This window comes from Legionella pneumophila subsp. pascullei (assembly GCF_900637585.1).
GTDB classification, from domain to species: Bacteria; Pseudomonadota; Gammaproteobacteria; order Legionellales; family Legionellaceae; genus Legionella; species Legionella pascullei.
Window position 1 is genome coordinate 3,283,471 of sequence record NZ_LR134380.1, and the last position, 23,683, is coordinate 3,307,153.

The window sequence follows — 23,683 nt, forward strand, 5'->3', positions numbered from 1 at the left end:
AGAGGTAGGTAACGGAGAAAACAAATGACCCAACAAGATCCTGTAGAGATTAAATCCGAGGGAGACAAAGCTTTAGAAAAAGGGGATCTGCCACTTGCCTTAAAATTTTATGAGGAAGCTTTGGCCATAAATTCTCAGTTTTCTGGTGCTTATTATCAAAAGGGAACCGTTTTGCTGCGCATGGGTAAAGCCATACAAGCAGCTGCTATGTACTGGCAAGCTTATTTATTCAGTGAATTCAAAACAGATATAGGATTAATGACGGCAAAAACTCTGGCCCACGCTAATTATTCCTTTTCAGCCTGCAAGCTTTTTGAATCATTTAAAATTGAAGAAATGGATGGCGAAAGCCTCGCCTATTACCTTTATGCTCTAAGGCAACAAGGAAGGGTAAAAGAAGCATACTCCATATTCCCGTACGTAAATCAGTTCAATACTCCCAAAACAAGTTGGGCAAGAGCAATTATTTTGCTTGATCTCAATAAAATTGAGGAGGCACGCTTCTTACTTGAACCGCTTGAAGAAACAGACAAGGATGGACACATAACCATTTTACTTCATGCGGTATATCTGGCTTTAAATGATAAAAAAGCAGTAAAGGCTCTTTTAGACAGGGCAATTCAACGAATACCAGCCAATGATTATTTTTGCTGCCAGCGAATTGCTATTGATATCCTCGATGGCTTAAACAAGACACCTATAGAAACTTATCGCTCTTTCAAACGCTTTGATCTCATCGATGCGGCTGATTATCTTCATAAACATTCGGACAAGAATTTGCTATGTAGCGGGACAACTTATCAAACATTTGATTTATTAGCGCCACAGGTTTCTTCTAAAGGCTTAATACTGGAGTTTGGAGTACGATTTGGCTATTCCATTTCCCATATTGCCGAGCTCTTTCCCAAACGCAAAATTTTTGGATTCGACAGTTTTCAAGGTTTACCCGAAGATTGGCACCACGAAAAAGCTGGTTCCTATTCCACCTACGGTAAAATTCCATCCCTGGCAAATAATGTCGCTCTAATCGCGGGATGGTTTAATGAGACTTTGCCCGATTTTAAAAAAAATCACCGCGAACCTATCGCTTTTATGAATATCGATTGTGATCTCTATTCTTCCACTAAATTAGTGTTCAACGAATTAAATTCCCAGATTGTTCCAGGTACTATCATAGTATTCGACGAATACATTGGTAATACCAATTGGCGTCAGGATGAATTTAAAGCGTTTCAAGAATGGGTAAAAGAAAATAAAGTGGAATACCGTTATCTTACTGCCAGCTTTTATACCAAGCAGGTCTCAGTACAAATTCTTAAGAGAAAAAGTGAAACATAATTGAAAAAATTAATGCGATTTATTGGCATTAAAAAAACCACCTTCCTTTTTGTTGTTTTGAGACAAACAATAAAGGAAGGTAATTCAGTGAATACGGGATTATATAGCAGTTACTTCTTCTGCTTGCAAACCTTTAGCTCCCTTAGTAACAAGAAATTCCACACGTTGTCCCTCTAACAAAGTTTTGCGCCCGGCGCTGCTAACGATAGAGCGGAAGTGTACAAATACATCGTCTTGACCATTATCACGACTAATGAAGCCATAACCTTTATCATCATTAAACCACTTAACGTGGCCAGTTTCTTTCACAGACATTTCAAAGTTCCAAATAAAATTAAACAAACACTTGTAACGAGCGATAAGAGAAAAAATACAATGTAATTATCGAGAGAAATTCACGACCAAGGTAAGGATAAGGAAGGAGTTTGTCGAAAAACAAGATTTTAACCAATAATGCTCATAGAACAAGTAATTATAATTATAATACACTATTCTACAAATAGCGAGCATTATGTACAATATCTTCGATAAATGTACCACTTTTATCTTATTATCTAAGGCCTGTTACAGTGATCATCCAACATTACAGGCTTCTCCAACGATGTCAGTGGCGATTTCGTTGGTGAAGTAAAAAACTGCCAGGCCCTATTCACATTTTTCCAACTGAAATCTTCTTCATAGTTCATAATCGGAGTATACATTTCCGTCATGGCATCGGTTGCCTTATTGGCCACACAGGCTACGTCTTCAAAACTTCCCAGAGCATAAGAGCCCAAATACATGGTATTGGTGCGCTGCTGTTCTTTATCCAGTTGCAACCGCAAGTCCCAGGGAAGAGTTGACATGTAATCTTCCCAGATTTTATCTTTTACAACCGTGACATCAGTTACTCCCAGGATTGATTCCAATTCTTTTCTTAGCGCTTCATGATCAAATTTAAATTCCTTGTTATTGGGGGGCAAATTGACATAAACCGTGCACAAGCGCCCGTCTTCAGGATTACTCCGGTTATCCCTGGTTGTGATAAGTGCCAAATGTCCAAAACCTGTTTCCTCAAGCGCTTTTGTGAAAAAATATTGTTGCGGTGGCAACCCCTTGATTTTGTACACAGCAACCGGATAGCGATAATAATCCAAACTCACTATACAATTCTTTTCAACTTCAGTTAAATCCAAACCCAGAGACTCCCAATTTCTTGGCGAAGTCGCTAAAACCAAAGTATCGGCAGTTTCGATATGCTTGATACCGTTATGCACATAAGTCACTGTAACCTTATCTTTTTCTCTCTTAATCTGAGAAACAGCAGCATTGACACGCACATCAAATTGTTCTGCGATTTTCTCCATTAAAAGTTGAAAACCACCATGTATTGCTAACAGAGAAGGTCTGCCAATCAATTGTTCAGCCAAAAGAATATCTGGCATGGTTAGTTTGCCCATGTACTCAAGGACACAATAAGCTGGGCAAAAATTTAAATCCCCATAACCAAATCCAGGCACAAATGGCTTTAAAAAAACAGGTAAATACGTCATGTTGTTCAGCTTGCAATATTCAGAAAAAGGGGCTAACAATTTATCTGGAAGTGCTTTTTTACTCTGCTTTGCCTTTTTATAAACATCGTAGTCACTATTAAAAGTCCATAATTCTCCAAACAACTTCATTTCCATACTGATTTTTTCTAAAGAACTTGCCTTTTCAAATAATTGTTTGATTTCTATCGTTTCAGAAGCCGTTGGCATAACTTTTTCAAATTCAATGCCATACTCGGCTAATGCATCAAGAACAACGCCATAATTTGGGGCAACCAATGCTGCTCCCCACTCCGTTTTTAACTCAGGGTAAGCAGAATCAGAATAAGTATGGCATTTACCACCTACCACAGGCTCACGTTCAAGAAATATACATTCTACTTTCTTATTTTGTAATTTTGCTATTTCCTTTAATCGACGTGCTGCAAATAAACCACTAGGGCCTGCTCCTATAAAAATTACTTTGGATGGTAATGTCTTCATTGAAATCCTCTTTGGTGAAATCGATTTACAACTTACCTTTGTTAACTTCAACCACTCACACTGGAACTATTAACTGTCTGTCTATGCAAAATGCCCTGAAATCGAAAAAATATAGTGACTTGATTTTTAAACAACGAATTAAGCAGCTACGTGCCTCAGCTTGTCTGAGGCATCCATAACGCACCGGGTGGATACCGCTGACAAGCAGCGGTACATAGACTGTCGATTATTTAAAATTCAAGCGACTATAACTATAAAAAACAATCACTTATTCTTAATTTAATGAAAAACTACAGTTAACTTAACACAAGGATGGATAAATGAAAACTAACAAAAAATCAGCATCCAGGAATTGATGCAGGCGCTAGATTTTTTGGCAGCACAGACTGTAATTCATGAGCCAATTCCAATAATAACCAATCATTACCTTTTGCCGCACCCATCTGGATAGACACAGGCAAATGATGTTGGAACATAACCGGTAGAGTCATCGCAGGTAATCCGCCCTGGTTAAATAAGGAAGTAAAGGGAGAAAACTCTTTCTTTTTTTGTAGATAGTTATTGAATTCCTCATCAGTCCGCAGTTGGCCTATTAACAATGGCAATTGAGCTAACGCAGGTGTTAATACAATGTCTGTTTTTTCCAATAATTGATGCAGAGGTCTGAGTAATTGGTACAGTTTGTTTTTGGCAATGATTAACTCATAAGCGGAAACCGCTTTTCCCCTGTAATAAAACTCCCATGTTATGGGTTCCAGTTCATTAATCATTGGTTTTCTGCCACTGAGTTGTTCTTGAATTTTTACTTTTGTATACGTATTTGCTGCAATTAAAGTATGGGCACATGAGCTTATAGCTTGTAGATCTAATGGCAAGTGCACTTCATTTAATCTGTGGCCTGAATTTTTTAGGATTTCTTTTATTTTCTCAACTGCGTCCTGGCATTCCTTTGCAATTGGCACCTCGGCAAAAGCGCCTTTCAGTTCAGTAATGAGCAATTTTTTTTTCTTTCTCGATAGCATGTTAAGTCGTATTGGGTTTATTAAATTTTTAAACAAAGCGATAGCATCATTAATGGAGCGAGTGAGTATAAAGCCGGTAGCCATCCCGGACCACGACTCATCAACCCATGGACCTGAGGGAATCAAACCTGACGTTGGTTTAAATCCAAACAAACCACAACAAGCCGCTGGAATACGAATCGACCCACCACCATCACTTGCCGTGGCTATAGGTGCTATACCTGCCACTATGGCAGCGGCAGACCCACCAGAAGACCCTCCTGCAGTTCTGTTAGTATCAAAAGGATTTCTGCAAGGTCCAAATAAGTAGGATTCAGTAACACAGGAAAGACCTAATTCTGAGGTATTTGTTTTTGCAAAAGGAACAAAACCCAAGGTAATCAATTTATTAATTAAATCACTGTTCGTTTCAGCCAGATTATTGGCAAAAAACCTTGATCCCTCGGTTAGTCTAATACCCTCTATCGCATGCCCCAGATCTTTGACTAATAGAGGGACTCCATAATAGGGTTCATTACCTCTCATTTTCCCAATGCATTGATGCGCATATTCAAAACAATCTGTAACTATGGCATTTAATGAAGGATTTACTTCATAAAGGCGCTCTTGTGCACACTGCAAAACTTCCTCAACGCTAACCTGTTGATCTTTGATGAGTTTAGCGAGCTCATGCACATCATAATGGATGTACTCATTAACATGCATACTCAATTCCTACAATAGCCAGATAGCTTTATAAAGGGAGAGCATTACTCTTTACCAGGTTATCAATAACATTATAGCTGTTTGTTAGCCAAATCGTCTGAAGAGCTTATCCCAACTGCGATACTTCTGATTTACTAAATTATGACGCATCCAATCAGACAAGAGTCTCGTGACTAGCAGCAAAAAGCGGTATAAATCAGGACGAAAAACCCCAAGGTCAAGGCTAAAAATTTTTTACCCGAAGAGATTGGGAGCATCCTGTCAATAAGTTGTCCCCATTGACAGTAAAGGAATAACAGACAAAGACTATTCCTTTCTATAAATTTCATTTCTAAAATGGATTAATTGGAGGTAAATTGCTGCTTTTTCGTTTTTTCACAGATTCGTTACGTTTCACTGCATGCACCGCTCGTAATAATTCATCCCCACGCCATAACGTTTTTTCCTGACTTCGGTACAATACTTGCGAAAGCAGATGCAATTGTTTCTTTAAATGCGCGTCTCTTACCAATTGTGCTAAATCAGTTAAGTTAAGCATTGGAGCATCAGGCCATTGTATAGAGGCCCATTTTAAAACCGCATCACGAGCTTTTTTGGGATTACATTCATTACAAGCTTTATTTAAAGCATCCAACGCTTTTTTATACTCCTTTTTGCTGGATGAATCTCTTGGTCGTCTTTGCCATACCCATAAACTTAAAGTGATTAACCAGGCCAAACCAAAAAATATTGCTAGTCCCACAGCCCAACGTCCTGATTCATTGGAAACCGACTCAGAAGCTGGCACTGATTGACTGCCTCCTGTAATTTCTTTATCGGTCACTTGAGGGTTCGCGGTATTTGTCTTGACGGAAGTTGAAGGGATAATATCTAAACTTCTTGGAGGTAAAACAGCGATTTCTTCTTTACCTGTTTCAGTATTAAACCAGGGAAGACGCAATTCGGGTATTGTCGTTTTACCTGCTTTATTGAATAAATAAGTGACCTTGATTTCAACACTGCCAATCAGATCACCTTGTTTCACCTGATTGCGTTCAGCTCCTTTCTCTGGATAAACGCTAAAGAAATTGGTTTCATCAAAGGCAAGAGAAGGTAATAATTGAGCTGGAATGCCTATTCCTTCCAAGGTCACTGTACGTGTTAAAGTGCTTCCTTGACTAAGAGTCTGATTGCTGTTTTCGTATTGCTCGGATAACTTGACTTGCTTTGCCGGCAACCATAGTTTACCTTGATACTGTTTAGGGATTGGTTTGATAGTTAAATTTATCGTTTTATCTGTCGCTTTGATACGTTGGGGGTTATAATCATAAACAAGAGCATTAAAAGTCGGTGATAGGATTTTCAAAGAGCCACTTTTTTGCGGATATATTGCATAAGTTTGCTCTTCAACAACATAATTAATATTGTTATGAACAGCATGGTAACGTTTCGTATCCCCTAACGGAATCAACAAGGCATCATCAACTTTTGGACCTTGATAATCAGCATCTAACAGTCGTTTGCTATTGTATAATTTGACCGTATAAATAATTTGTTGATTAACATAAGGTTTTTTCTTATTCACTTCAGCCGTCAGAAAAACGTCCTGCTTTTGAATAGAGTCATCAGGCAAAGCCTGTGTTTTGGCGCTGTCCTGAACATTGATAGTGACGGGAAGACTTTGTTCAAGACCTACTTTTATTGGGGGAATAGTAAAAATGCCTGGCTTTAGGGCTCTCAAGAGTACAATCCATTGACTTTGCGATTGCGCCTGCCCATTAATAATGGAATAGTTTACATGCCTTTCTGTTCCCAAAATCACAAAATCCTTTTGCAATTCAGTCAGATCGGGAACTCCTCCCCCCTGTTGATCTTCTTGGGTAATGGATAATTTAAAGGTTTCTCCCATAGTGACTTGTGAAGGCTCAAGCTCAACTTTGATTTCTGCAAAAGATAATGATGAAAATAAACTCAATAGAACCCATAGCATTAATTTCTTCATTGGTACCACCCACGCTCTCTACGTAAATGATCACGTAAAAATTTTTCTCTCATTAATCCACCCGGATCATCAGGTATTAACCTCAACCATTGCTCTTTGGCAAGTTGTTTCTCCTGATTCGACCCCGACTGAATTTCTCCCTCTTGTTTGTCATTCTTTTTATTTTGATCTTTATTCTGCTCAGCCTTGTTTTGTTGATCTTTGTTCTGCTTGTCCTGATTTTGCTGATTCTGGTTTTGTTGATCTTTGTTCTGCTTGTCCTGATTTTGCTGATTCTGGTTCTGTTGATCTTTGTTCTGCTTGTCCTGATTTTGTTGATTCTGGTTCTGTTGATCTTTGTTCTGCTTGTCCTGATTTTGTTGATTTTGGTTCTGTTGATCTTTGTTCTGCTTGTCCTGATTTTGTTGATTCTGGTTTTTCTTCTTTTCTTTATCTTTCTTCAACAATTCGCTGATTAATTTTCGATTATATAGGGCATCCTGATTATTTGGATTCAATGCCAAGGCTTTATCGTATGACCGTATTGCTTCCTCATATTTTCCCAGGTGCGCTAAAGCATTTCCTTGATTATAGTAGCCCTGTTCTGTTTTTAACTCATTAAATAATTTCGCGGCCTGCTCGTAATCCCCAGCTCTGTATGCAGCACTTGCAGCCCAATCATTGCGCTCAAAAATATCTTTAGCTTTTACAAATTGCCCCTTTTCCATCAAATGTTGAGCTTGTTGATCGGGAGTAAACCATAAATCAGACCAACTAAATGCCTTAAGTTGATTCGATATTAATGAAACTGCCACAATAGCTAAAACCCGCCACATCATACGGTCACCCTTTGCATCCAACCTCGCTGAAATACGGGTAATAATAAAAGCAATGCGGGAATTAAAAACCAACGGCCTTCATCACGCCATAATGGGATGTCCTCATTTTTTTCAAGAGCAAACTTTTCTTTACCTTGAGAGGCGTTCAACCACCTTTCCAAATCACTTGAATCAGGGGAGTATGCCAATAAGTATCCATCTCCTGCATTTGCGAAGCGTTGAAATAAGGGGTTCAAATTTTTATCGGCTCTAATTGGCATGATTGAAGAGAAGATGCCTGATTCAGCCAGCTTTTTTGCTTTTTCAATAGCGCTTGAGGAAGGGGTTTCGGCAGTTAAAACTAAAATTTCACCATGATCATAGCCTGCTTGCTTAATTAATTGGCTAGCCTCTTCCAAAGCACTGTCCAAATTATACCCGCCAACAGGCATGATATCAGGTGTCAAAGTTGACAATAAGGAAGATATCGTTTGACCATCGTCTGTTAACGGGGATACAACAAAAGGCTCACCTGTAAAAACAATCAAACCAAACTGCCCTACATCCTTCCGAGTAAATAAATCATGTAATTTGAATTTGGCCCGACTGAGGCGATTTGGCGATAAATCCCCGAGCATCATTTTGTCTGACATATCCAATAGCAAAACTCTTGGTTGAATTGGCTTGAAAGTGGATTGAGACAGTTTATACCAGGTTGGTCCAGAAATACTCAAAATCATAAATAAAATACTAAAAAATAGGAATAGCAAGGATAAGGTACGTTTACTCTGACTTTTACTTTGTAACAAATGCTCCAGAAGATGGGGATCACATACCGCTTCCCAGGCATGTAATTTTGGTTTTTGCTGCCAATAAATTGCTGCCAACACAAGCAAAGGCACTATCATCAATAACCACCATGGCCTTAAAAAATGAAACTCAGCTATCATGACTTAAGCCCCTCTCTACTTTTAAAAAAGATCTTAAGTACATAAATAAATTCACATTGCTAATCAACCAATAAAAACATAGCAACAAAGCAAAAGCAACGAACCAGGGATAATATTCTTTTTGAGGTCGAACAGATGCCTGTTCTTGCTTCACGGTTTCTAATTGATTGATGGTTTGGTATATGGATTGTAAAGACTCAGGATCGGTCGCCCTGAAGTAACGACCACCTGTCATTTTCGCCATTTCTTCCAAGGTCTTTTCATCCAGTTCCGCGGAAAGGTTAGGTGCAAAAAAATCACCGGTTAATGCTCTTGGATCTGCTTCCGAACCTAAACCTATGGTATAGATTTTGATTCCATCTTGCTTGGCTAATTCTGCCGCTTTTAAGGGAGCTAATACGCCAGAATTGTTCGCTCCGTCCGTCAGCAAAATAATAACCCTTCCTTTTGAGGGAACATCTTGTAACCTTTTGACCGCTAAACCTACTGCATCACCAATAGAAGTGGTCTTACCCGCAAGACCGGCAGTTGCATCGTCTATCCTCATTAATACGCTATGCCTGTCATAGGTTAATGGTGTTTGCAAATAAGCTCGAGTACCAAACAGAATCAAACCAATTCTATCTCCAACTCTGTCTTCAACAAATTGTTCTGCAGCCCTTTTCACGACGAGCAAACGACTGACTGGTCGGCCATGTAATAACATATCCGTAATTTCCATGCTGCCTGAAAGGTCCAATACCATCATGATATTATATCCTTCCCGTGTCACAGGTTTTGGCTCACCAACCCAGCGTGGGCCAGACAGGGCGATAACCAGCAATAACCAAACTACAACAGGAATTAATAGCAGCGATTTGGCCGAGATTAACCGCTTCTCTTGTTCAACAATACCTGCCATTGCCTCAAAAAAAGGAACTTTCAACGCGGCAGGTAATTTTACTTTTGCCCGCGGTAACAAATACCAGAGAAACACAGGAACAGGGATGAGTAACAAGGCCCATGGGGTAGCTAATTCGAACATGGCGCCCCCCTTTGTTTAATCCATTTCTCTGCACGAGTAATTAAAGGATTTAAATTCAGCGTGTCTGATGATTTATAGGGTGAATCCAATAGCATCGATTTAACCGGAGTAAAATCAATTCCCTTGCCAGTATGGTTTAAAAATTCAAGCCATGCTTCGCCATGCATACTGGCAACTTCTGCTCTGGGATAATAAACCAAGGCAACTCGCTTTAACAATTCAGAAACACGGGCACTGGCCAGTTGAGTGTTTTTATCTTTTTCATACTGTTCTTTGTAGATTGTTAATAAACCCAAGGCTTGTTTCTTGGGTAATGCATTAACATGTCTTTTATAGATGAAATAGGCAGCACCTGCTATTAAAACAACAATAAGAATCATTAAACCATACCACCCTGGCGCAAGAGGCCACCAACCAACAGGATCAGGCAAATGAATATCTCGTAATTGAGCTAATGGTTCTGCTTTAGCCACGAGTCCTCCGTGGAAAAGTCAAGCGCACCAATTGAGTGAGATTAGTATCAGCCGTTACCTGGACATATTGAATTTGCAGCCGCTTAAATTGCTCATTTAATCGATTAATTCTCTGCTGGCAATAGAGCTGATAAGCTGTGTTAACAGTTTCCAGACCGGTGTCTAAAAGGATTTCCCGTTTACCATCGCTAATGGCATATTGCTGTGGCTTTGGAGGAGCCAGTTCAATTCTGTCACAAATATGATAGGCCAATATGTCATTATGGCCTCGCAAGCGATTTAAATGCTTCTCGCACTCTGCATCCATAGAATAAAAATCACTAATCAAAACAAGTATACTTCCAGGCCGAATGACACGACGCAACCTCATTAAGGCATCACTTAACATGCGTGGTTTTTCTTCTCGCTGAGCTTCCGTTTGATCTGTGTATCGGCTTAAAGAAGCCAATAAGGGGAGTACTCCTGAATCTCGTCCGCGCGGAATAAATTCACTGTGTTCCGTAGCTGAAAAAAAGAATCCTCCTACACGGTCTCCTTGCTTTATCACAGTCCATGCTAAAAGAGAGGCCAGTCGTGCAGCAACCACTGATTTAAATGCTATCTTGGTACCAAAAACCATGGAGGGGTTAAAATCTACGAGTAGAACTACTGGTCTTTCCCGTTCTTCCTGATAGATTTTAACATGAGGCCTCCCTGTGCGGGCGGTAACACGCCATTCCATATGACGGATTTCATCACCAGCCTGATAATTTCTTACTTCCGCAAAATCCATCCCTCGTCCACGAAATTTGGAAATATGGTTTCCAGAACGCAACGCTCTTCCTTGCGGCTTGTAATGAACGGAATGAACATACCGTCTTAAATCGATTAATTCGCTTAACTCAGCTACAACTCCTTCAGTCATAAAAAACCTCTAAGGGATGGCGACTAAACGTAATAAAGAATCGATAAAGTCATCGCTGCTAATGCCCTCTGCTTCTGCTTCAAAACTTAACAAAATCCTGTGGCGCAGTACATCATGAGCGATAACATGTATATCATCGGGAGTCACATAATCTCTACCTGCAAGCCAGGCATGAGCTTTGGAACAACGATCCAGTGCGATAGTAGCACGTGGGCTTGCGCCAAAACGCAACCAACGGCCCATTTCATCGCTATATACTCCGGGATTGCGGGTAGCAACCACCAACTGAACTAGATAACTTTCAAGCGCTTCACTGGTATGTACCTTCAATACCTGTCTTCGGGCTTCAAATAAAGTTTTTTGGGATAATTTTGTCACTTTGATTTGATTTTCCATTGAATTACCCAGTGCCTCTTTTCGTGCCAAAGTTAAAATGTCATGTTCTACTTTTGCATCAGGGTAGCTAATTTTCACATACATTAAAAATCGGTCCAATTGGGCCTCTGGTAAAGGGTAAGTCCCTTCTTGTTCTATGGGATTTTGAGTTGCCATGACCAGAAACAATTCCGGCAGAGGATAGGTTTTTCCTCCAATAGTGACTTGCCTTTCTGCCATTGCTTCAAGCAAGGCTGACTGTACTTTGGCAGGAGCGCGGTTAATCTCATCTGCCAGGATAAGATGATGGAATATAGGACCTGGCTGAAAGACAAAAGAACCATTTTGCGGATGATAGACGTCTGTACCAGTTAAATCGCCAGGCAGCAGATCAGGTGTGAATTGAATACGATGGAAATCACCTTCAACTACGTCTGACAACTCTTTAACGGCTCTGGTTTTTGCTAAACCTGGGGCTCCTTCAACCAACAAGTGGCCATCTGCTAGCAAAGCAATCAACAGACGAGAGATCAAATCTTTTTGACCCAAAATACGCGAATTAAGGTAACGACTTAACTGTAGTATTTTTTGTTGCACATTATCTGCGACTGTATCGTCTAGTTGCTCCATGACAATTACCCTTTTAAAAAAATAATATCCTAACTTGAATCCATTGGGATGCCAAGTAGAATGAGCCTATTTTGGATAAAAAAAAATCATTTTGATAGGTTCTTAGTGCATCCTGAGCCATGCATAACAGGAGGAAACCAAAGCATAGGCACTTAACAGGGCGCTAATTCAACCGGTCATTCCAGATAGTCACTTTGCAACTCCAGAGGCATCATCGACTGTACTCTCTCATACAATGAAATAATTTCCTCACAAAACACATGCAATTGTTGCTGATTTTCCCAAAGGTCATAATCTACGCCTTTATTAAACACTTGCTGTCTTGATAAAGTTTTTAAAAGAAAAATATCATTGCTGGATAAACCAAGATGACTATTCAACTCAACCAATTCCATTAGATTTTTATATTCCTTTATTGGCCTGTGATCATGCAAACAATAAGCTTTGAAGGTTAGCTGAAAAGCAACGTACATTAGTGAAGTGATTGGAGACAAAACCTCGATGGTCTCCCCACCTCGATACATTCCATTGGAAATTTGCTGCAACATATAATCTGCAGCATAGGCATGTTGTGTAGCAATACTAAGCAGCTCCAAAGGTGATAAATACCTCCTGTCCATGTTGTGGAAGCCTCTCCCTTTTTTCTGGTTCTTCATGATGAATCATGTTAAAATAAAAAGCGATTATATCCTTTAATTCCATTGATGCACACTTTTATTAACAGCCCCTTGCAAATCGGCTCTTTAACCCTCCCTCATCGACTGATTCAAGGACCTTTGGCAGGATACAGTTGCGCCCCTTTCAGAGATCTATTCAATATTTATACACCGCCTGCTTATTGCGTTTCTGAAATGTGTTCTGCCATCGACATTCTTCATAAACACTCCTCTCAATCCCGGTATATTTATAGAGCTCCCACAGAAAAACTCCTGGCTTACCAAATCTCCGGAAATGAGCCACATGTCCTTGCAGAAGCAGCAGCTAAACTGCAATCACTGGGTGCGGATCTAATTGACATTAATTGCGGCTGCCCTAAAAGCAAAATTCGTAAAAAGGGAGCCGGTAGCGCTTTATTGGAAGATCCACAAAAATTGATTGCCATTATCTCCAGGGTACGCGCAGCGATCAGCATTCCGCTGACTATTAAAATACGCATTCAAAACAATGAAAAGGATTTAACCTTAGCCAAACAAATAGAGGACGCTGGTGCTCATGCCCTGATAGTACATGGCAGGCGATGGACAGAAGATTATGATATTCCATGCAATTGGCAGCATATTGCAAATATCAAGAATGCTGTCAATATACCAGTCATTGTGAATGGTGATATTAGCAATATATCCAGCTTAAGAAAGGCCTTGGAAATCAGCGTGTGCGATGGTTTTATGATTTCTCGAGCAGGTACAGGCAAACCCTGGCTATATCGAGATTTATTGAATCTGGAAACAAATGATGTCGCTTTTGACGAGAAATTAAACCTGTTTATGCTCCACCTCGAAGGATTATCATGCCTTGAAAACGAGCATAAAGCGGTACTGCAAAGCAAGTCTCTGGTCCGCTATTACTTCAAAAAGCAACTGAACGAACAACAACTGCAACAGTTCTATCAATTAGGTTCATTAATGGAAATCAAGGATTTTTTAGCTGAGGCAACTCACAGAGTTTCCAACATATTAGTTGCCGCCTCATGATATAAGGTCAGGACTTGTATATTATTTCTATAATTTGATAACCATTACATTCCGCTATTTAGTTCAGCTCACGCTGAATTTCCCGGGCTTCCATTCTGGCCTTGGTAATCTCTGACTTAAAAACACAAGAAATATCTTCTGCAAATTTCAAATTATTCATTGATACGGAAAGATCTTGTTTAGCGCCTTTGTAATTCTCATAAACAATTCTAACTTTTGCAGAGAATATCTTATTTGCAGCTAATGCCAGTTTATGCCGACATATCCCCTTGTATTGGTGAGATTCCAACTCCTTTAATCCCTCATGAAGAATCTGGCATCTTTGCACTAACTGATCTTTATCAAAAGAATTGGAGTGAACACTTAAAGAGAATAAGAAGAAAAAAAGTGAGCCCGATAATAAAATCCATTTTGACATAATAGCAGTACTCCCTATACAGTACACTGATTATTTGCAATGAAATCCAGTATACAACCCTAGGTTATCAAACTTCAACCAACCGAGCCCGCTGATAGAGATTAAAGGGTTATGAGGAGAACTTCCTTGGATTACAAGACTATCTAATCCAAGGATTATGAGTTTTTTAATAGAAATTATACTTATTCAATTAAACTTATTTTGATAATCGTGCTTGCTCACTAGGCATCCAACTCAAGCCGTCCGTTCGCAGGGATTGTGTACGCTCAACTTCTTCTGAGGAAGTTATCCAATTTGGAATATTATCGGAAGTAAAATTAGTCTTCCCAGCCACACAGGCATGCGCTTGCAATACACGTAAAATTTGTGCATCAGGTTGTTTGAGGTTTTCAATATAACGTGCTGGTTCACCAGTAGGTAATAGCGGTAGTATTTCACGAGTTACTGCACTGGGCCCAGAGAACTCCATCACCAAGGGTTTGTATAATAAAGAAAGCTGAGTGCCCAAATATTTCTTAATTAAATTCTCTTTTTCAGATGAGTTTAATCTTGATACGTTATCCATACCATGAACTAAATAAGCCACTAATGCATTTGTTAAGACAATGGTATTACCTTGTTGCAATGCTTCCTGGAATAATGGGGCATCCTCTGGTGCACCAACCATTTCAGCAAATCGCTGTACTCCAATAAATCTTACATAAGAACTCAAATTACTGTGAGCCTGTGTCAATGCTTTTCGTAACATCGGTAGAGACAAGTTGTTGTTGTTTTCTTCACAATCTTTCAAAAGCTGATGGTAGCCTGGCATCAGGCCAAGTCTCTTGAGTTCTGGATTACCACTCTTAGAAATCCGCTCTGTAACATGGAGGTAGTTGCCAATCAGCGATTGTGCAATCCGTTTAATGGCAATACTTCTATCCTTACATTCACCAGTGAAATTGATAATATCCGTATTAAATGCAACATTTTCCATGGGCAAATTAACCCCATCTTTAACCAATGCAGATCCCATATTTAATAGCACAGGATGTCCCGCATAAACCTCTTCAGACTTAATGCTTTTATTACCAGTAAGCATTGGCATATCGGCATCAACGTAGGCTATGGGAACATCTCCTATGACATCTGATATCCATCGCACCAGATCAGAGGCAGCAGCAGGATTCCCTCCTTTACCTTCACGCATCGCCTTTAACTCGGTCTGTGCCAAATTCCATAACTCTAAATCCTCACCCTGACATTTTAACTCATCAAGATCTAATAATGTAATACCTTTCTCTTTTGCCCACTGAACGAAATTAGTATTTTCTCTCCTGGTCAAACAAGCTCGGCTGTAAACTAATTTTGTTACTCCTGGCGCATTTTGTTTGGCTCTTTCTTCCAAAATATCTTTAATTTTTTTTGGCATGGCACTATTAGGATTATTACTAAACCAAATACAAAAAGAATTTTTTGTTGAAAAACTATAGGGATCGTCTAACTGAATAGTTACTCCCAAGTGATTCCTTTTAGATTCATTAAGGATTTCTGTATGGTTCTCTTTAATACTATTCACTATTGGGAGCAATATTTCCTCAAATTTTGAGGGTATTGGCTTTTTATCCCGAATACATTCGTATAACTTTTCAGCTTGCTCACCTGAATAAGCCTCTTGGACTTGAAGTGCCAATAACCTGAATATGTATTCGACCTGTTTTAGATTTGGTTCATCCATTAAAATTGATTCGCATATTTCTCTGGCATTTTGCTTAAGAAGCTTCACTACAGGTGATTTTCCAAATGTAATTGCAGCGCCAAAGATATTCGGCTTATTATCACTAACCGTGTCCTTCTTTGGTGTGATATCAACTCTTTGTTCAGAAGTTAACGGTTGGATATTACTTAATATTTTTTGCTTTTTTATCCATTCTTCTGCTGCGCCAAATCCATAAGCCATGTAAGAGGAAAGTCGATTACAAAAATTATCGTTTTCGAATAATTTATTGATTGACTCCTCAGGGAATGGCTGCAATTTACGTTTTAAAACGGTTATAAGTCTGGTTGCTTCATTTTGACTACATCCACCCTCAGTCATCAATTTGAAACGCCAATATTGTTCACTCATAACATCTCCAAATAGACGCCAATCTGGTTATATTATAAGCAACAAAGTAGATTAAAACAAATCACAAAGAACATTTAACAACCTAAAATGCAGTGGATCCAATGGTTCAGGATTTACGAAAAATTTTAGCTTGTCAAACTTCTACCTCCATCTACTTTCAATGTTTGACCAGTGATAAATGAATTTTCAGCCAGAGCAAGAACAGCCTGAGCGATAAAATCGGGTTTGCCATGGCTTTTTAACGGTGTTTTCTCGATAATTTTTTGTTGTGCTTCCGCAGTTAAACTATTGTCATTCTCAGGCCAGGCAATGGCACCAGGCGCAACGGCATTGACTCTTATTTCTGGTGCCAGCTCACGAGCAAGCGACCTCGTTTGCATCTCCAATGCGGCTTTAGTTTGACAATATACCGAATATCCTTTAAGTGGCTTATCTGCATGAATATCAGTTATGTTAATAATGGAACCCTTGCATGGAGCCAGTAAAGGACAAGCTGCCATACTCAGTAGAAAGGGAGCCTGGACATTCACTGCAAACAGATATTGCCAGTCTGCCTCATTCAATAAATGGCAATCCGTTCGTTTAAAAACAGAAGCATTATTCACTAGCAAATCCAAACGACCGGCCCAATGTTTCACTTTGGATATGATCTCTTCTGCTGCATCAGGCTCAGTTAATTCTTTTTGCATGACAATGGCGCTATTCGTACGCAACCGATTCAAATCTTTGGCCAGAATATCGGCTTCATACAAAGCAGAACGACAATGGATGGCTACCTGATATCCAGAGAGATGTAATTTTTTAACAATTGCCGCGCCAATGCGTTTAGCGCCTCCAGTCACTAAAGCAACCTTGGCTTCTTGCGTGTTTGTCTGATTCAAGGTACGTTCCCCATATGGTAACAGACTCCTTTCGCAACCTCACTGCAAAAAGTAATCAGCCAGGATGCTCGAATCCTCAAGTATTATTGTGTACACTTCAGTATTTTCTTTGTTTCTCCTTGCACCCTCTTGTTCACAGAGAGTTTAAAAGAAGTCTAACGATAGTTTAAGTGATTATGAATTTAAAACAAACTCTAATAAACCAGTTAAAGCTGCAAAAAGAAATCCCTTTTATAGACTTTATGCAGCAAGCACTCTATGCCCCCTATGAAGGCTATTATACTTCAGGACTGCAAAAATTAGGAAAACACGGTGATTTTATCACTGCTCCTGAATTAACCTCCTTGTATGGCAAAACTTTAGCCAACCAATTCCAACAAATTCTTCCCTTGCTGGACTCCCCCGTACTATTCGAGTTTGGGGCCGGAACTGGAAAGCTCTGTATTGATACATTAACTCATTTGGAACAATTACAATGCTTGCCTGAATCGTATTTCATCCTGGAAGTAAGTGCTAACTTACGTCATCGTCAGCAAGAATTGATTCAACAAAAAATCCCGCAATTGGCCGGTTTGATTCACTGGCTGGACAAATGGCCTGAGGCCCCTTTTAATGGAGTGATAATAGCGAATGAAGTACTGGATGCCATGCCAGTTTATCGCTTTATGCAATCTGAAACAGAAATCCTGGAAAGCTATGTCACTCTGGATGAACATGATCAATTAGCAGAAATCTTCAAACCAGTACAAAATCAACGACTATTGGCCTATATCAAAAATCGTTTACCACCACTGGATTATCCTTACCTTACTGAGGCTAATTTGTTTCTTGATGATTGGCTGTTGAATTGCAGTCATATGTTGAAAAAAGGAGCTTTGTTTATTATTGATTATGGCTTCCCTCGCCATGAATACTATCACCCTGATCGTAATCAAGGCACGTTAATGTGTCATTATCAACATTATTCTCATCCCAATCCTTTACTTAACCCGGGAGAACAAGATATCACCGCACATGTTGATTTTACTCATGTCGCTGAGGCAGGGCACCAGGCGGGATTTCATATTGCAGGGTATACTAATCAAGCCTCTTTTTTGCTGGCGAACGGTTTGCTAAGCTTAATCCATACTCTTGATGATGAACAGGAACTGTTTGCAGCAAAGCAGGCCATTAAACAGTTAACTCAACCGAGTGAAATGGGAGAGCTATTCAAAGTCATTGCGTTAACCAAAGATCTGGAAATTGATTTAAATGGTTTTCTGATAAATGATAAGAGAGTGAATTTATAATTATGAAAAAATATCTGACTACTGTGGAATTACAGAAAGAATCCATGAAGTTTTCTGCCGGGCATACCACCATCTTTTCGGCAACAGAAAGAGAGCCTTTGCATGGTCATATGTATTCTGTTTATTTGGCTCTAACTACCTGGGTAGAAGAAAATGGTATGACTTTTGATTACCGTTATTACAAAGAGCGGATTCATAAATTATGCCGCTACTTAAATCAAACTTTTCTTATGCCACAATTTTCACCTTTTTTAGAATACTCGGAAGACGAAGAATATTATTATTTCATCTTCAATAAGAAAAAAATCCCTTTTCTTAAAGAAGATGTCACCTTAATGCCCTTAACCAATATTACCGTGGAAGAGTTATCACGCTGGTTTGTTAATGAACTGATTAAAGAAAAAGAGGAGTTAGATAAACATCGTATCGAAAAAGTAGTAGTCAAAGTGTTTTCCGCGCCCGGCCAATCAGCGAGTCATGAATGGCTTAGAAGTTAAATGAACGATATTTATCAAGTTTGTATCCCCCATACCAATCGAGATTGTTTTGATTACGAAGCCCTGGATTTAACTCCATGCATTGGCGGAAGAGTATGGGTTCCTTTCCGTAATCAAACCCGAGTGGGCATTGTAATCAATAAAGTTTGTGACCAGCAAACGGGCCATTCGTTAAAGAAAATCACTTCAATAATCGATGAGAAACCTCTCGTTCCTGAAGCTCTCTTAGAGCTTTGTCTATGGGTAGGAAGCTATTATCAGTCACCATTATCTGAAGTGATTCCTTTGGTAATACCCAAAAAATATCGCCTGGGCTTACCCTGCTCACTACCTACAGAAGATTTTTATCAATTGAATATACCTGTTGAAAAGGCAAAAACACTCCTCTCGAAAAAAGCAAAAAAACAACATGAGTTGATTGATTTTTTAAGCAGGCACCAGAAAGGGATTTCCAAACAGACCCTAAAACAACATGGCTACAACGGAACTCAAATTGCGGCACTACTTGCTTGTCAAGCCATTAACATGTCACAGCAAGTTACCTTGCCAACCAAAATTCCTGAAAAACTCAGTCCACCGCTAACACTCAATCCTGAACAAGCCGTTGCCGTAGCTTCCATTTTCGAACACATCCATCACTACCAATGCTTTTTACTGCAAGGTGTTACCGGAAGTGGTAAGACAGAGGTTTATTTGCATGTCATCGCCAAAATATTGGAGCAAGGCAAACAAGTATTGGTGCTGGTACCAGAAATCGGGTTAACCCCTCAGCTTTTATCTCGTTTTACAGCCCGATTTAACCATCCCATAACCGTATTACATTCCAATTTGAATGCATCAGAAAGACAAATTGCCTGGCAGCTGGCAAAAGAGAACAAAGTTAAAATGGTGATTGGAACTCGTTCTGCCGTTTTTACCCCTCTGCCCAATCTCGGTTTAATTATCATCGATGAAGAGCATGACAGTTCGCTCAAACAAATGGAAGGGGTGCGTTATTCTGCGCGAGATACTGCTTTAATGCGTGCTCATCTTGCCAATATTCCTATCATTCTTGGTACAGCCACTCCCAGTCTGGAAACCATCCACAACTGCAAACAAAAAAAATATAATTTATTACGCTTAACGCATAAAGCTGCCTCCACTACACCATTACACTATCAACTGATTGATTTACGATCGCAAATGGTACAGCATGGCTTGGCTCTCCCAACCCTTAAAATCATAGAAAATCATTTGCTGCAACAAAACCAGGTCCTTGTTTTCATTAACCGACGCGGCTTTGCCCCAGTGTTACTTTGCCATCAATGTGGATGGATGGTTGATTGCAAAGCATGCGATAGCCATTTAACCTTGCATAAACAGGCAGGACAAATGATTTGTCATCATTGTGGATTAACCCAAAGAATACCCTTGTTTTGCAATAACTGCCAAAGCAAGGAACTAATCCCCGTAGGATCTGGCACCCAGAGAATTTATGAGTTTTTAAGCCATCAGTTTCCAGATACGAATGTTTTACGCATTGACCGAGATGAGGTTCGTAAAAAAAATTCTCTAAACAGCCATTTGGACAAAATTAATAAAGGAGAAGCTCAGCTGATCATAGGCACTCAAATGCTAGCCAAGGGACACCATTTCCCCCGCCTATCCCTGGTCGTTGTCGTAGATGCTGATGCAGGCTTTTACAACCAGGATTTCCGGGCTATTGAACATTTGGGGCAATTATTAACTCAAGTATCTGGACGAGCTGGGCGAGCAGAACATCCCGGGCAAGTATTGATTCAAACTTATTTACCTGAGCATCCCCTGCTTAATCTACTCATTCAGCATGGGTATGATGAGTTTGCAAACGCTTTATTAATTTCAAGACAAGAGGCTGAAATGCCCCCTTTTCAGTTTTTAGCGGTCATCAGAGCTCAGGGCAAAACCGTCAACAAAGTGGATCAGTTCCTAAAAGCAACCAAAGATCAAATTCAGGCTCATCCTCTCACGGTACTGGGTCCTGCACCAGCTCCTTTGCCACGAAAAGCTAACCAGCATAGGATGCAACTATTAATTAAATCCCCTTCAAGAAAAGTTCTAAAAAGTTCATTGACGCAATTAAGAGAGTGGTTAACAATGAACAAATTAAGTAATGGCATCCGCTGGAATGTGGATGTTGATCCTATGGACTTATCATGACTGAAATAAACAAAATAATACATAAAAAAACTTTTGATATCGCTTGGGGCGATATGGATGCATTAGGACATGTTAACAATGCTCGCTATTTTGACTATTTTCAGGAAGCCCGGATTGATTGGCTCCGGGAGCTTGACATCAAAATGACAGGTCAAACAGGTCCTGTTGTCATCCATGTGGCATGTACCTTTCTGAAACCAATCGTTTATCCTGCCACTGTAACCATACACAGCAAGGCACATAGTCTTGGCAATTCCAGCATGATTATGGATCATGATTTGTATCAGGAAGAAACGCTTATGGCACAAGGGGTGAGTAAAATAGTTTGGATTGATTATACCCAAAATAAATCCGTGCCTTTGCCTGATATTATAAGGAATTTAGTGTAGGGCTTATTGAGATAACCCGCCTCCTTACGATCGCGGCTCGAATTATCAATACAACCGAGCCGCGACCATAAGGGAGCGGACGATAAATCAATAGACAGAGAGAGTAAAATCAACGATCATCGCACACAGTAAAATAACCATGTCGATAGGGGTTGGAGCGTCCTCTGAATTCATAATCACGGCAACGTTGCCCGCGATCATCGACATAGCGCTCTTTCAAACGAAAAGCATAATCCCCAAAGTTCATATCCTGTTGCAATTCCTGAGCATCTCTTTGTTTTTGCTCAGCATCCATTTTATTCAGAAATTTACTCAATTTACTGGAAAAGCCTGCGCTACAAACAACCGTCAGTAATACAAACACCATAATTTTTTTCACGGAATTGAACCTCTAATAAACACTTGAGGCAATATTAAATCACAAGTGGCAATAAAAATCCAACTCCGATGAAAATTAAACGGCGATAGGCGCTTTAATTGCAGGATGTGATTGATAGTTCACAAATTCGAAATCCTCATAAACATATTCAAATAAAGAAGCCGGTTTTCTCTTAATAGCTAAGGAGGGCAATGGCAAAGGTTCTCTGGTTAATTGAGTTTGCGCTTGCTCCAAATGATTAAGATACAAATGACAATCTCCCCCGGTCCATATGAACTCGGCCACATCCAAATTACATTGTTGGGCGACCATATGAGTAAGCAACGAATAAGAAGCGATATTGAAAGGAACTCCTAAAAATACATCGGCTGAGCGTTGATACAACTGACAGGATAACTTGTTGTTTGCAACATAAAACTGAAACAAGGCATGACAAGGCATTAAAGCCATTTGATCCAATTCACCCACATTCCAGGCGCTTACAATCAAGCGACGAGAGTCAGGGTTGCTCTTTATTTGTTGCACTACATCACTTAATTGATCAATGGTGCGTCCATCAGCAGTGGGCCAACTTCTCCATTGCTTTCCATAGACAGGCCCCAAATCACCATTATTATCTGCCCATTCATCCCAAATAGTTACCCCGTTTTCCTTAAGATAAGAAATATTGGTATCACCACGCAAAAACCATAGTAATTCATGAACAATACTTCTCGTGTGTAGTTTTTTAGTGGTAACAAGCGGGAATCCCTTGGCCAAATCAAAACGCATTTGATACCCAAATACAGATAATGTTCCAGTGCCCGTTCTATCCGATTTTTCTACCCCATGTTGTAAAATATGCTCCAACAATTGCAAATATGTTTTCATCGCTTAGCCCACCATAACCAAATTCCAATTAATAACATGGGGATGGATAAAACCTGCCCCATTGTCAGCCAGCCAAATGCCACAAAACCTAATTGCGAATCAGGTTGCCTAAAGCTTTCAGCAATTAACCTGCAAATCGCGTATCCCATTAAAAATAAAGCGCTCACTCTCCCTTGTTGTCTCGGCTTTGACGCATAACACCAAATCAAAATGAATAAAGCGACTCCTTCCAAACCAAATTCATACAATTGAGATGGGTGCCTTGGTTGATCATCCACATGAGGATATATCATACCCCACGGAACATCAGTGACACGCCCCCATAATTCCCCATTAATGAAATTTCCCAGGCGACCTGCCGCTAAACCTAAAGGAACTAGAGGGGCGACAAAGTCTCCAACCTCCAAGAAAGTTTTTCCGTATTTACGGCAAAAGAGCCAGGCGGCAATTACCACTCCAAGCAAACCACCATGGAAAGACATCCCTCCTTCCCATATTTTAAATAATACCCAGGGGTGGTGGATAAACTCCTGAAAGTCATAAAACAACATGTAACCTACTCGTCCCCCAAGAATAACACCAAGGGCACTATAAAAGATCAAATCACTTAACTGGTCGTTATTCCAGTTCAATTTATAATGTTTGATGCGCCAATAACCCAGTAGCCAGGCGCCAACAAAACCGATTAAATACATCAAACCATACCAATGAACTTTTAATGGCCCTAAAGAAAAAGCAATTGGATTAATATTTGGATAGGTGAGCATGGTTAT

23 protein-coding genes are annotated in these 23,683 nt (G+C 39.8%); 6 read left to right on the plus strand and 17 right to left on the minus strand.

Annotation, left to right across the window (positions count from 1 at the left end):
• Window positions 1–24: 24 nt before the first annotated feature.
• Window positions 25–1,338, plus strand: a complete 1,314-nt coding sequence (locus tag EL201_RS14755) for a class I SAM-dependent methyltransferase (protein ID WP_027222971.1) — start codon at window positions 25–27, stop codon at window positions 1,336–1,338.
• A 99-nt stretch (window positions 1,339–1,437) separates the two neighbouring features.
• Here the strand turns inward: EL201_RS14755 and EL201_RS14760 are convergent, their stop codons facing one another.
• The 11 genes from EL201_RS14760 to EL201_RS14810 all read right to left on the minus strand — a co-directional run bounded on the left by EL201_RS14760 (window position 1,438) and on the right by EL201_RS14810 (window position 12,831).
• Window positions 1,438–1,653: a cold-shock protein gene (locus EL201_RS14760; protein WP_011216684.1), complete on the minus strand. Its 216-nt coding sequence runs from the start codon at window positions 1,651–1,653 to the stop codon at window positions 1,438–1,440.
• 239 nt (window positions 1,654–1,892) lie between these two features.
• Window positions 1,893–3,350 carry an FAD-dependent oxidoreductase gene (locus EL201_RS14765; protein WP_027222972.1) on the minus strand — a complete coding sequence of 486 codons (1,458 nt, stop codon included), beginning with the start codon at window positions 3,348–3,350 and terminating at the stop codon, window positions 1,893–1,895.
• Between the two features lie 338 nt (window positions 3,351–3,688).
• Window positions 3,689–5,077 (minus strand): amidase, encoded by a 1,389-nt coding sequence (locus EL201_RS14770; protein ID WP_027222973.1) that lies wholly within the window; start codon window positions 5,075–5,077, stop codon window positions 3,689–3,691.
• A 331-nt stretch (window positions 5,078–5,408) separates the two neighbouring features.
• Complete coding sequence (locus EL201_RS14775) at window positions 5,409–7,058, minus strand: BatD family protein (RefSeq protein WP_027222974.1); 1,650 nt, start codon at window positions 7,056–7,058, stop codon at window positions 5,409–5,411.
• Window positions 7,055–7,876, minus strand: coding sequence for a tetratricopeptide repeat protein (locus EL201_RS14780; RefSeq protein WP_027222975.1), 822 nt, complete (start codon window positions 7,874–7,876; stop codon window positions 7,055–7,057). The genes EL201_RS14775 and EL201_RS14780 overlap by 4 nt, the downstream gene beginning before the upstream one ends.
• Window positions 7,873–8,805, minus strand: a complete 933-nt coding sequence (locus tag EL201_RS14785) for a vWA domain-containing protein (protein ID WP_027222976.1) — start codon at window positions 8,803–8,805, stop codon at window positions 7,873–7,875. Before EL201_RS14785 ends, EL201_RS14780 begins: the two co-directional genes overlap by 4 nt.
• On the minus strand, window positions 8,795–9,829 hold the full coding sequence (locus tag EL201_RS14790) for a vWA domain-containing protein (RefSeq protein WP_027222977.1): 1,035 nt from the start codon (window positions 9,827–9,829) through the stop codon (window positions 8,795–8,797). Before EL201_RS14790 ends, EL201_RS14785 begins: the two co-directional genes overlap by 11 nt.
• Window positions 9,817–10,302 (minus strand): DUF4381 domain-containing protein, encoded by a 486-nt coding sequence (locus tag EL201_RS14795; RefSeq protein WP_027222978.1) that lies wholly within the window; start codon window positions 10,300–10,302, stop codon window positions 9,817–9,819. The genes EL201_RS14790 and EL201_RS14795 overlap by 13 nt, the downstream gene beginning before the upstream one ends.
• Window positions 10,295–11,206 (minus strand): DUF58 domain-containing protein, encoded by a 912-nt coding sequence (locus EL201_RS14800; protein WP_027222979.1) that lies wholly within the window; start codon window positions 11,204–11,206, stop codon window positions 10,295–10,297. The genes EL201_RS14795 and EL201_RS14800 overlap by 8 nt, the downstream gene beginning before the upstream one ends.
• 9 nt (window positions 11,207–11,215) lie before the next feature.
• Window positions 11,216–12,211 carry an AAA family ATPase gene (locus EL201_RS14805; protein WP_027222980.1) on the minus strand — a complete coding sequence of 332 codons (996 nt, stop codon included), beginning with the start codon at window positions 12,209–12,211 and terminating at the stop codon, window positions 11,216–11,218.
• 176 nt (window positions 12,212–12,387) lie between these two features.
• Window positions 12,388–12,831 (minus strand): hypothetical protein, encoded by a 444-nt coding sequence (locus tag EL201_RS14810; RefSeq protein WP_027222981.1) that lies wholly within the window; start codon window positions 12,829–12,831, stop codon window positions 12,388–12,390.
• Between the two features lie 84 nt (window positions 12,832–12,915).
• Here EL201_RS14810 and EL201_RS14815 point away from each other — a divergent pair, with 84 nt between their 5' ends.
• Window positions 12,916–13,902: a tRNA dihydrouridine synthase gene (locus EL201_RS14815; protein WP_027222982.1), complete on the plus strand. Its 987-nt coding sequence runs from the start codon at window positions 12,916–12,918 to the stop codon at window positions 13,900–13,902.
• Window positions 13,903–13,960: 58 nt separating this feature from the next.
• Here the strand turns inward: EL201_RS14815 and EL201_RS14820 are convergent, their stop codons facing one another.
• From EL201_RS14820 to EL201_RS14830, 3 genes are all read right to left on the minus strand, one after another.
• Window positions 13,961–14,320: a hypothetical protein gene (locus EL201_RS14820; protein WP_027222983.1), complete on the minus strand. Its 360-nt coding sequence runs from the start codon at window positions 14,318–14,320 to the stop codon at window positions 13,961–13,963.
• A 196-nt stretch (window positions 14,321–14,516) separates the two neighbouring features.
• Window positions 14,517–16,427, minus strand: coding sequence for a Dot/Icm type IV secretion system effector glucosyltransferase Lgt2/LegC8 (gene lgt2, locus EL201_RS14825; RefSeq protein WP_027222984.1), 1,911 nt, complete (start codon window positions 16,425–16,427; stop codon window positions 14,517–14,519).
• Between the two features lie 125 nt (window positions 16,428–16,552).
• Window positions 16,553–17,308: a pteridine reductase gene (locus EL201_RS14830; protein WP_027222985.1), complete on the minus strand. Its 756-nt coding sequence runs from the start codon at window positions 17,306–17,308 to the stop codon at window positions 16,553–16,555.
• Between the two features lie 176 nt (window positions 17,309–17,484).
• Here EL201_RS14830 and EL201_RS14835 point away from each other — a divergent pair, with 176 nt between their 5' ends.
• From EL201_RS14835 to EL201_RS14850, 4 genes are read left to right on the plus strand one after another with little or no spacing between them, the layout of a single operon-like run.
• Window positions 17,485–18,597: a class I SAM-dependent methyltransferase gene (locus tag EL201_RS14835; RefSeq protein WP_027221005.1), complete on the plus strand. Its 1,113-nt coding sequence runs from the start codon at window positions 17,485–17,487 to the stop codon at window positions 18,595–18,597.
• A 2-nt stretch (window positions 18,598–18,599) separates the two neighbouring features.
• Window positions 18,600–19,094 (plus strand): 6-pyruvoyl trahydropterin synthase family protein, encoded by a 495-nt coding sequence (locus EL201_RS14840; RefSeq protein WP_011216699.1) that lies wholly within the window; start codon window positions 18,600–18,602, stop codon window positions 19,092–19,094.
• Complete coding sequence (locus EL201_RS14845) at window positions 19,095–21,272, plus strand: primosomal protein N' (protein ID WP_027222986.1); 2,178 nt, start codon at window positions 19,095–19,097, stop codon at window positions 21,270–21,272.
• A complete protein-coding gene (locus tag EL201_RS14850; protein ID WP_011947746.1) occupies window positions 21,269–21,661 on the plus strand; it encodes an acyl-CoA thioesterase in 393 nt (130 codons plus the stop codon). The genes EL201_RS14845 and EL201_RS14850 overlap by 4 nt, the downstream gene beginning before the upstream one ends.
• 109 nt (window positions 21,662–21,770) lie before the next feature.
• Here EL201_RS14850 and EL201_RS14855 read toward each other — a convergent pair whose 3' ends face one another.
• The 3 genes from EL201_RS14855 to lgt form a co-directional block, all read right to left on the minus strand.
• Window positions 21,771–22,040, minus strand: coding sequence for a hypothetical protein (locus EL201_RS14855; protein ID WP_027222987.1), 270 nt, complete (start codon window positions 22,038–22,040; stop codon window positions 21,771–21,773).
• Between the two features lie 75 nt (window positions 22,041–22,115).
• A complete protein-coding gene (thyA, locus tag EL201_RS14860; RefSeq protein ID WP_014842865.1) occupies window positions 22,116–22,910 on the minus strand; it encodes a thymidylate synthase in 795 nt (264 codons plus the stop codon).
• Window positions 22,907–23,677, minus strand: a complete 771-nt coding sequence (lgt, locus tag EL201_RS14865) for a prolipoprotein diacylglyceryl transferase (protein ID WP_010948555.1) — start codon at window positions 23,675–23,677, stop codon at window positions 22,907–22,909. Before lgt ends, thyA begins: the two co-directional genes overlap by 4 nt.
• Window positions 23,678–23,683: the final 6 nt, after the last annotated feature.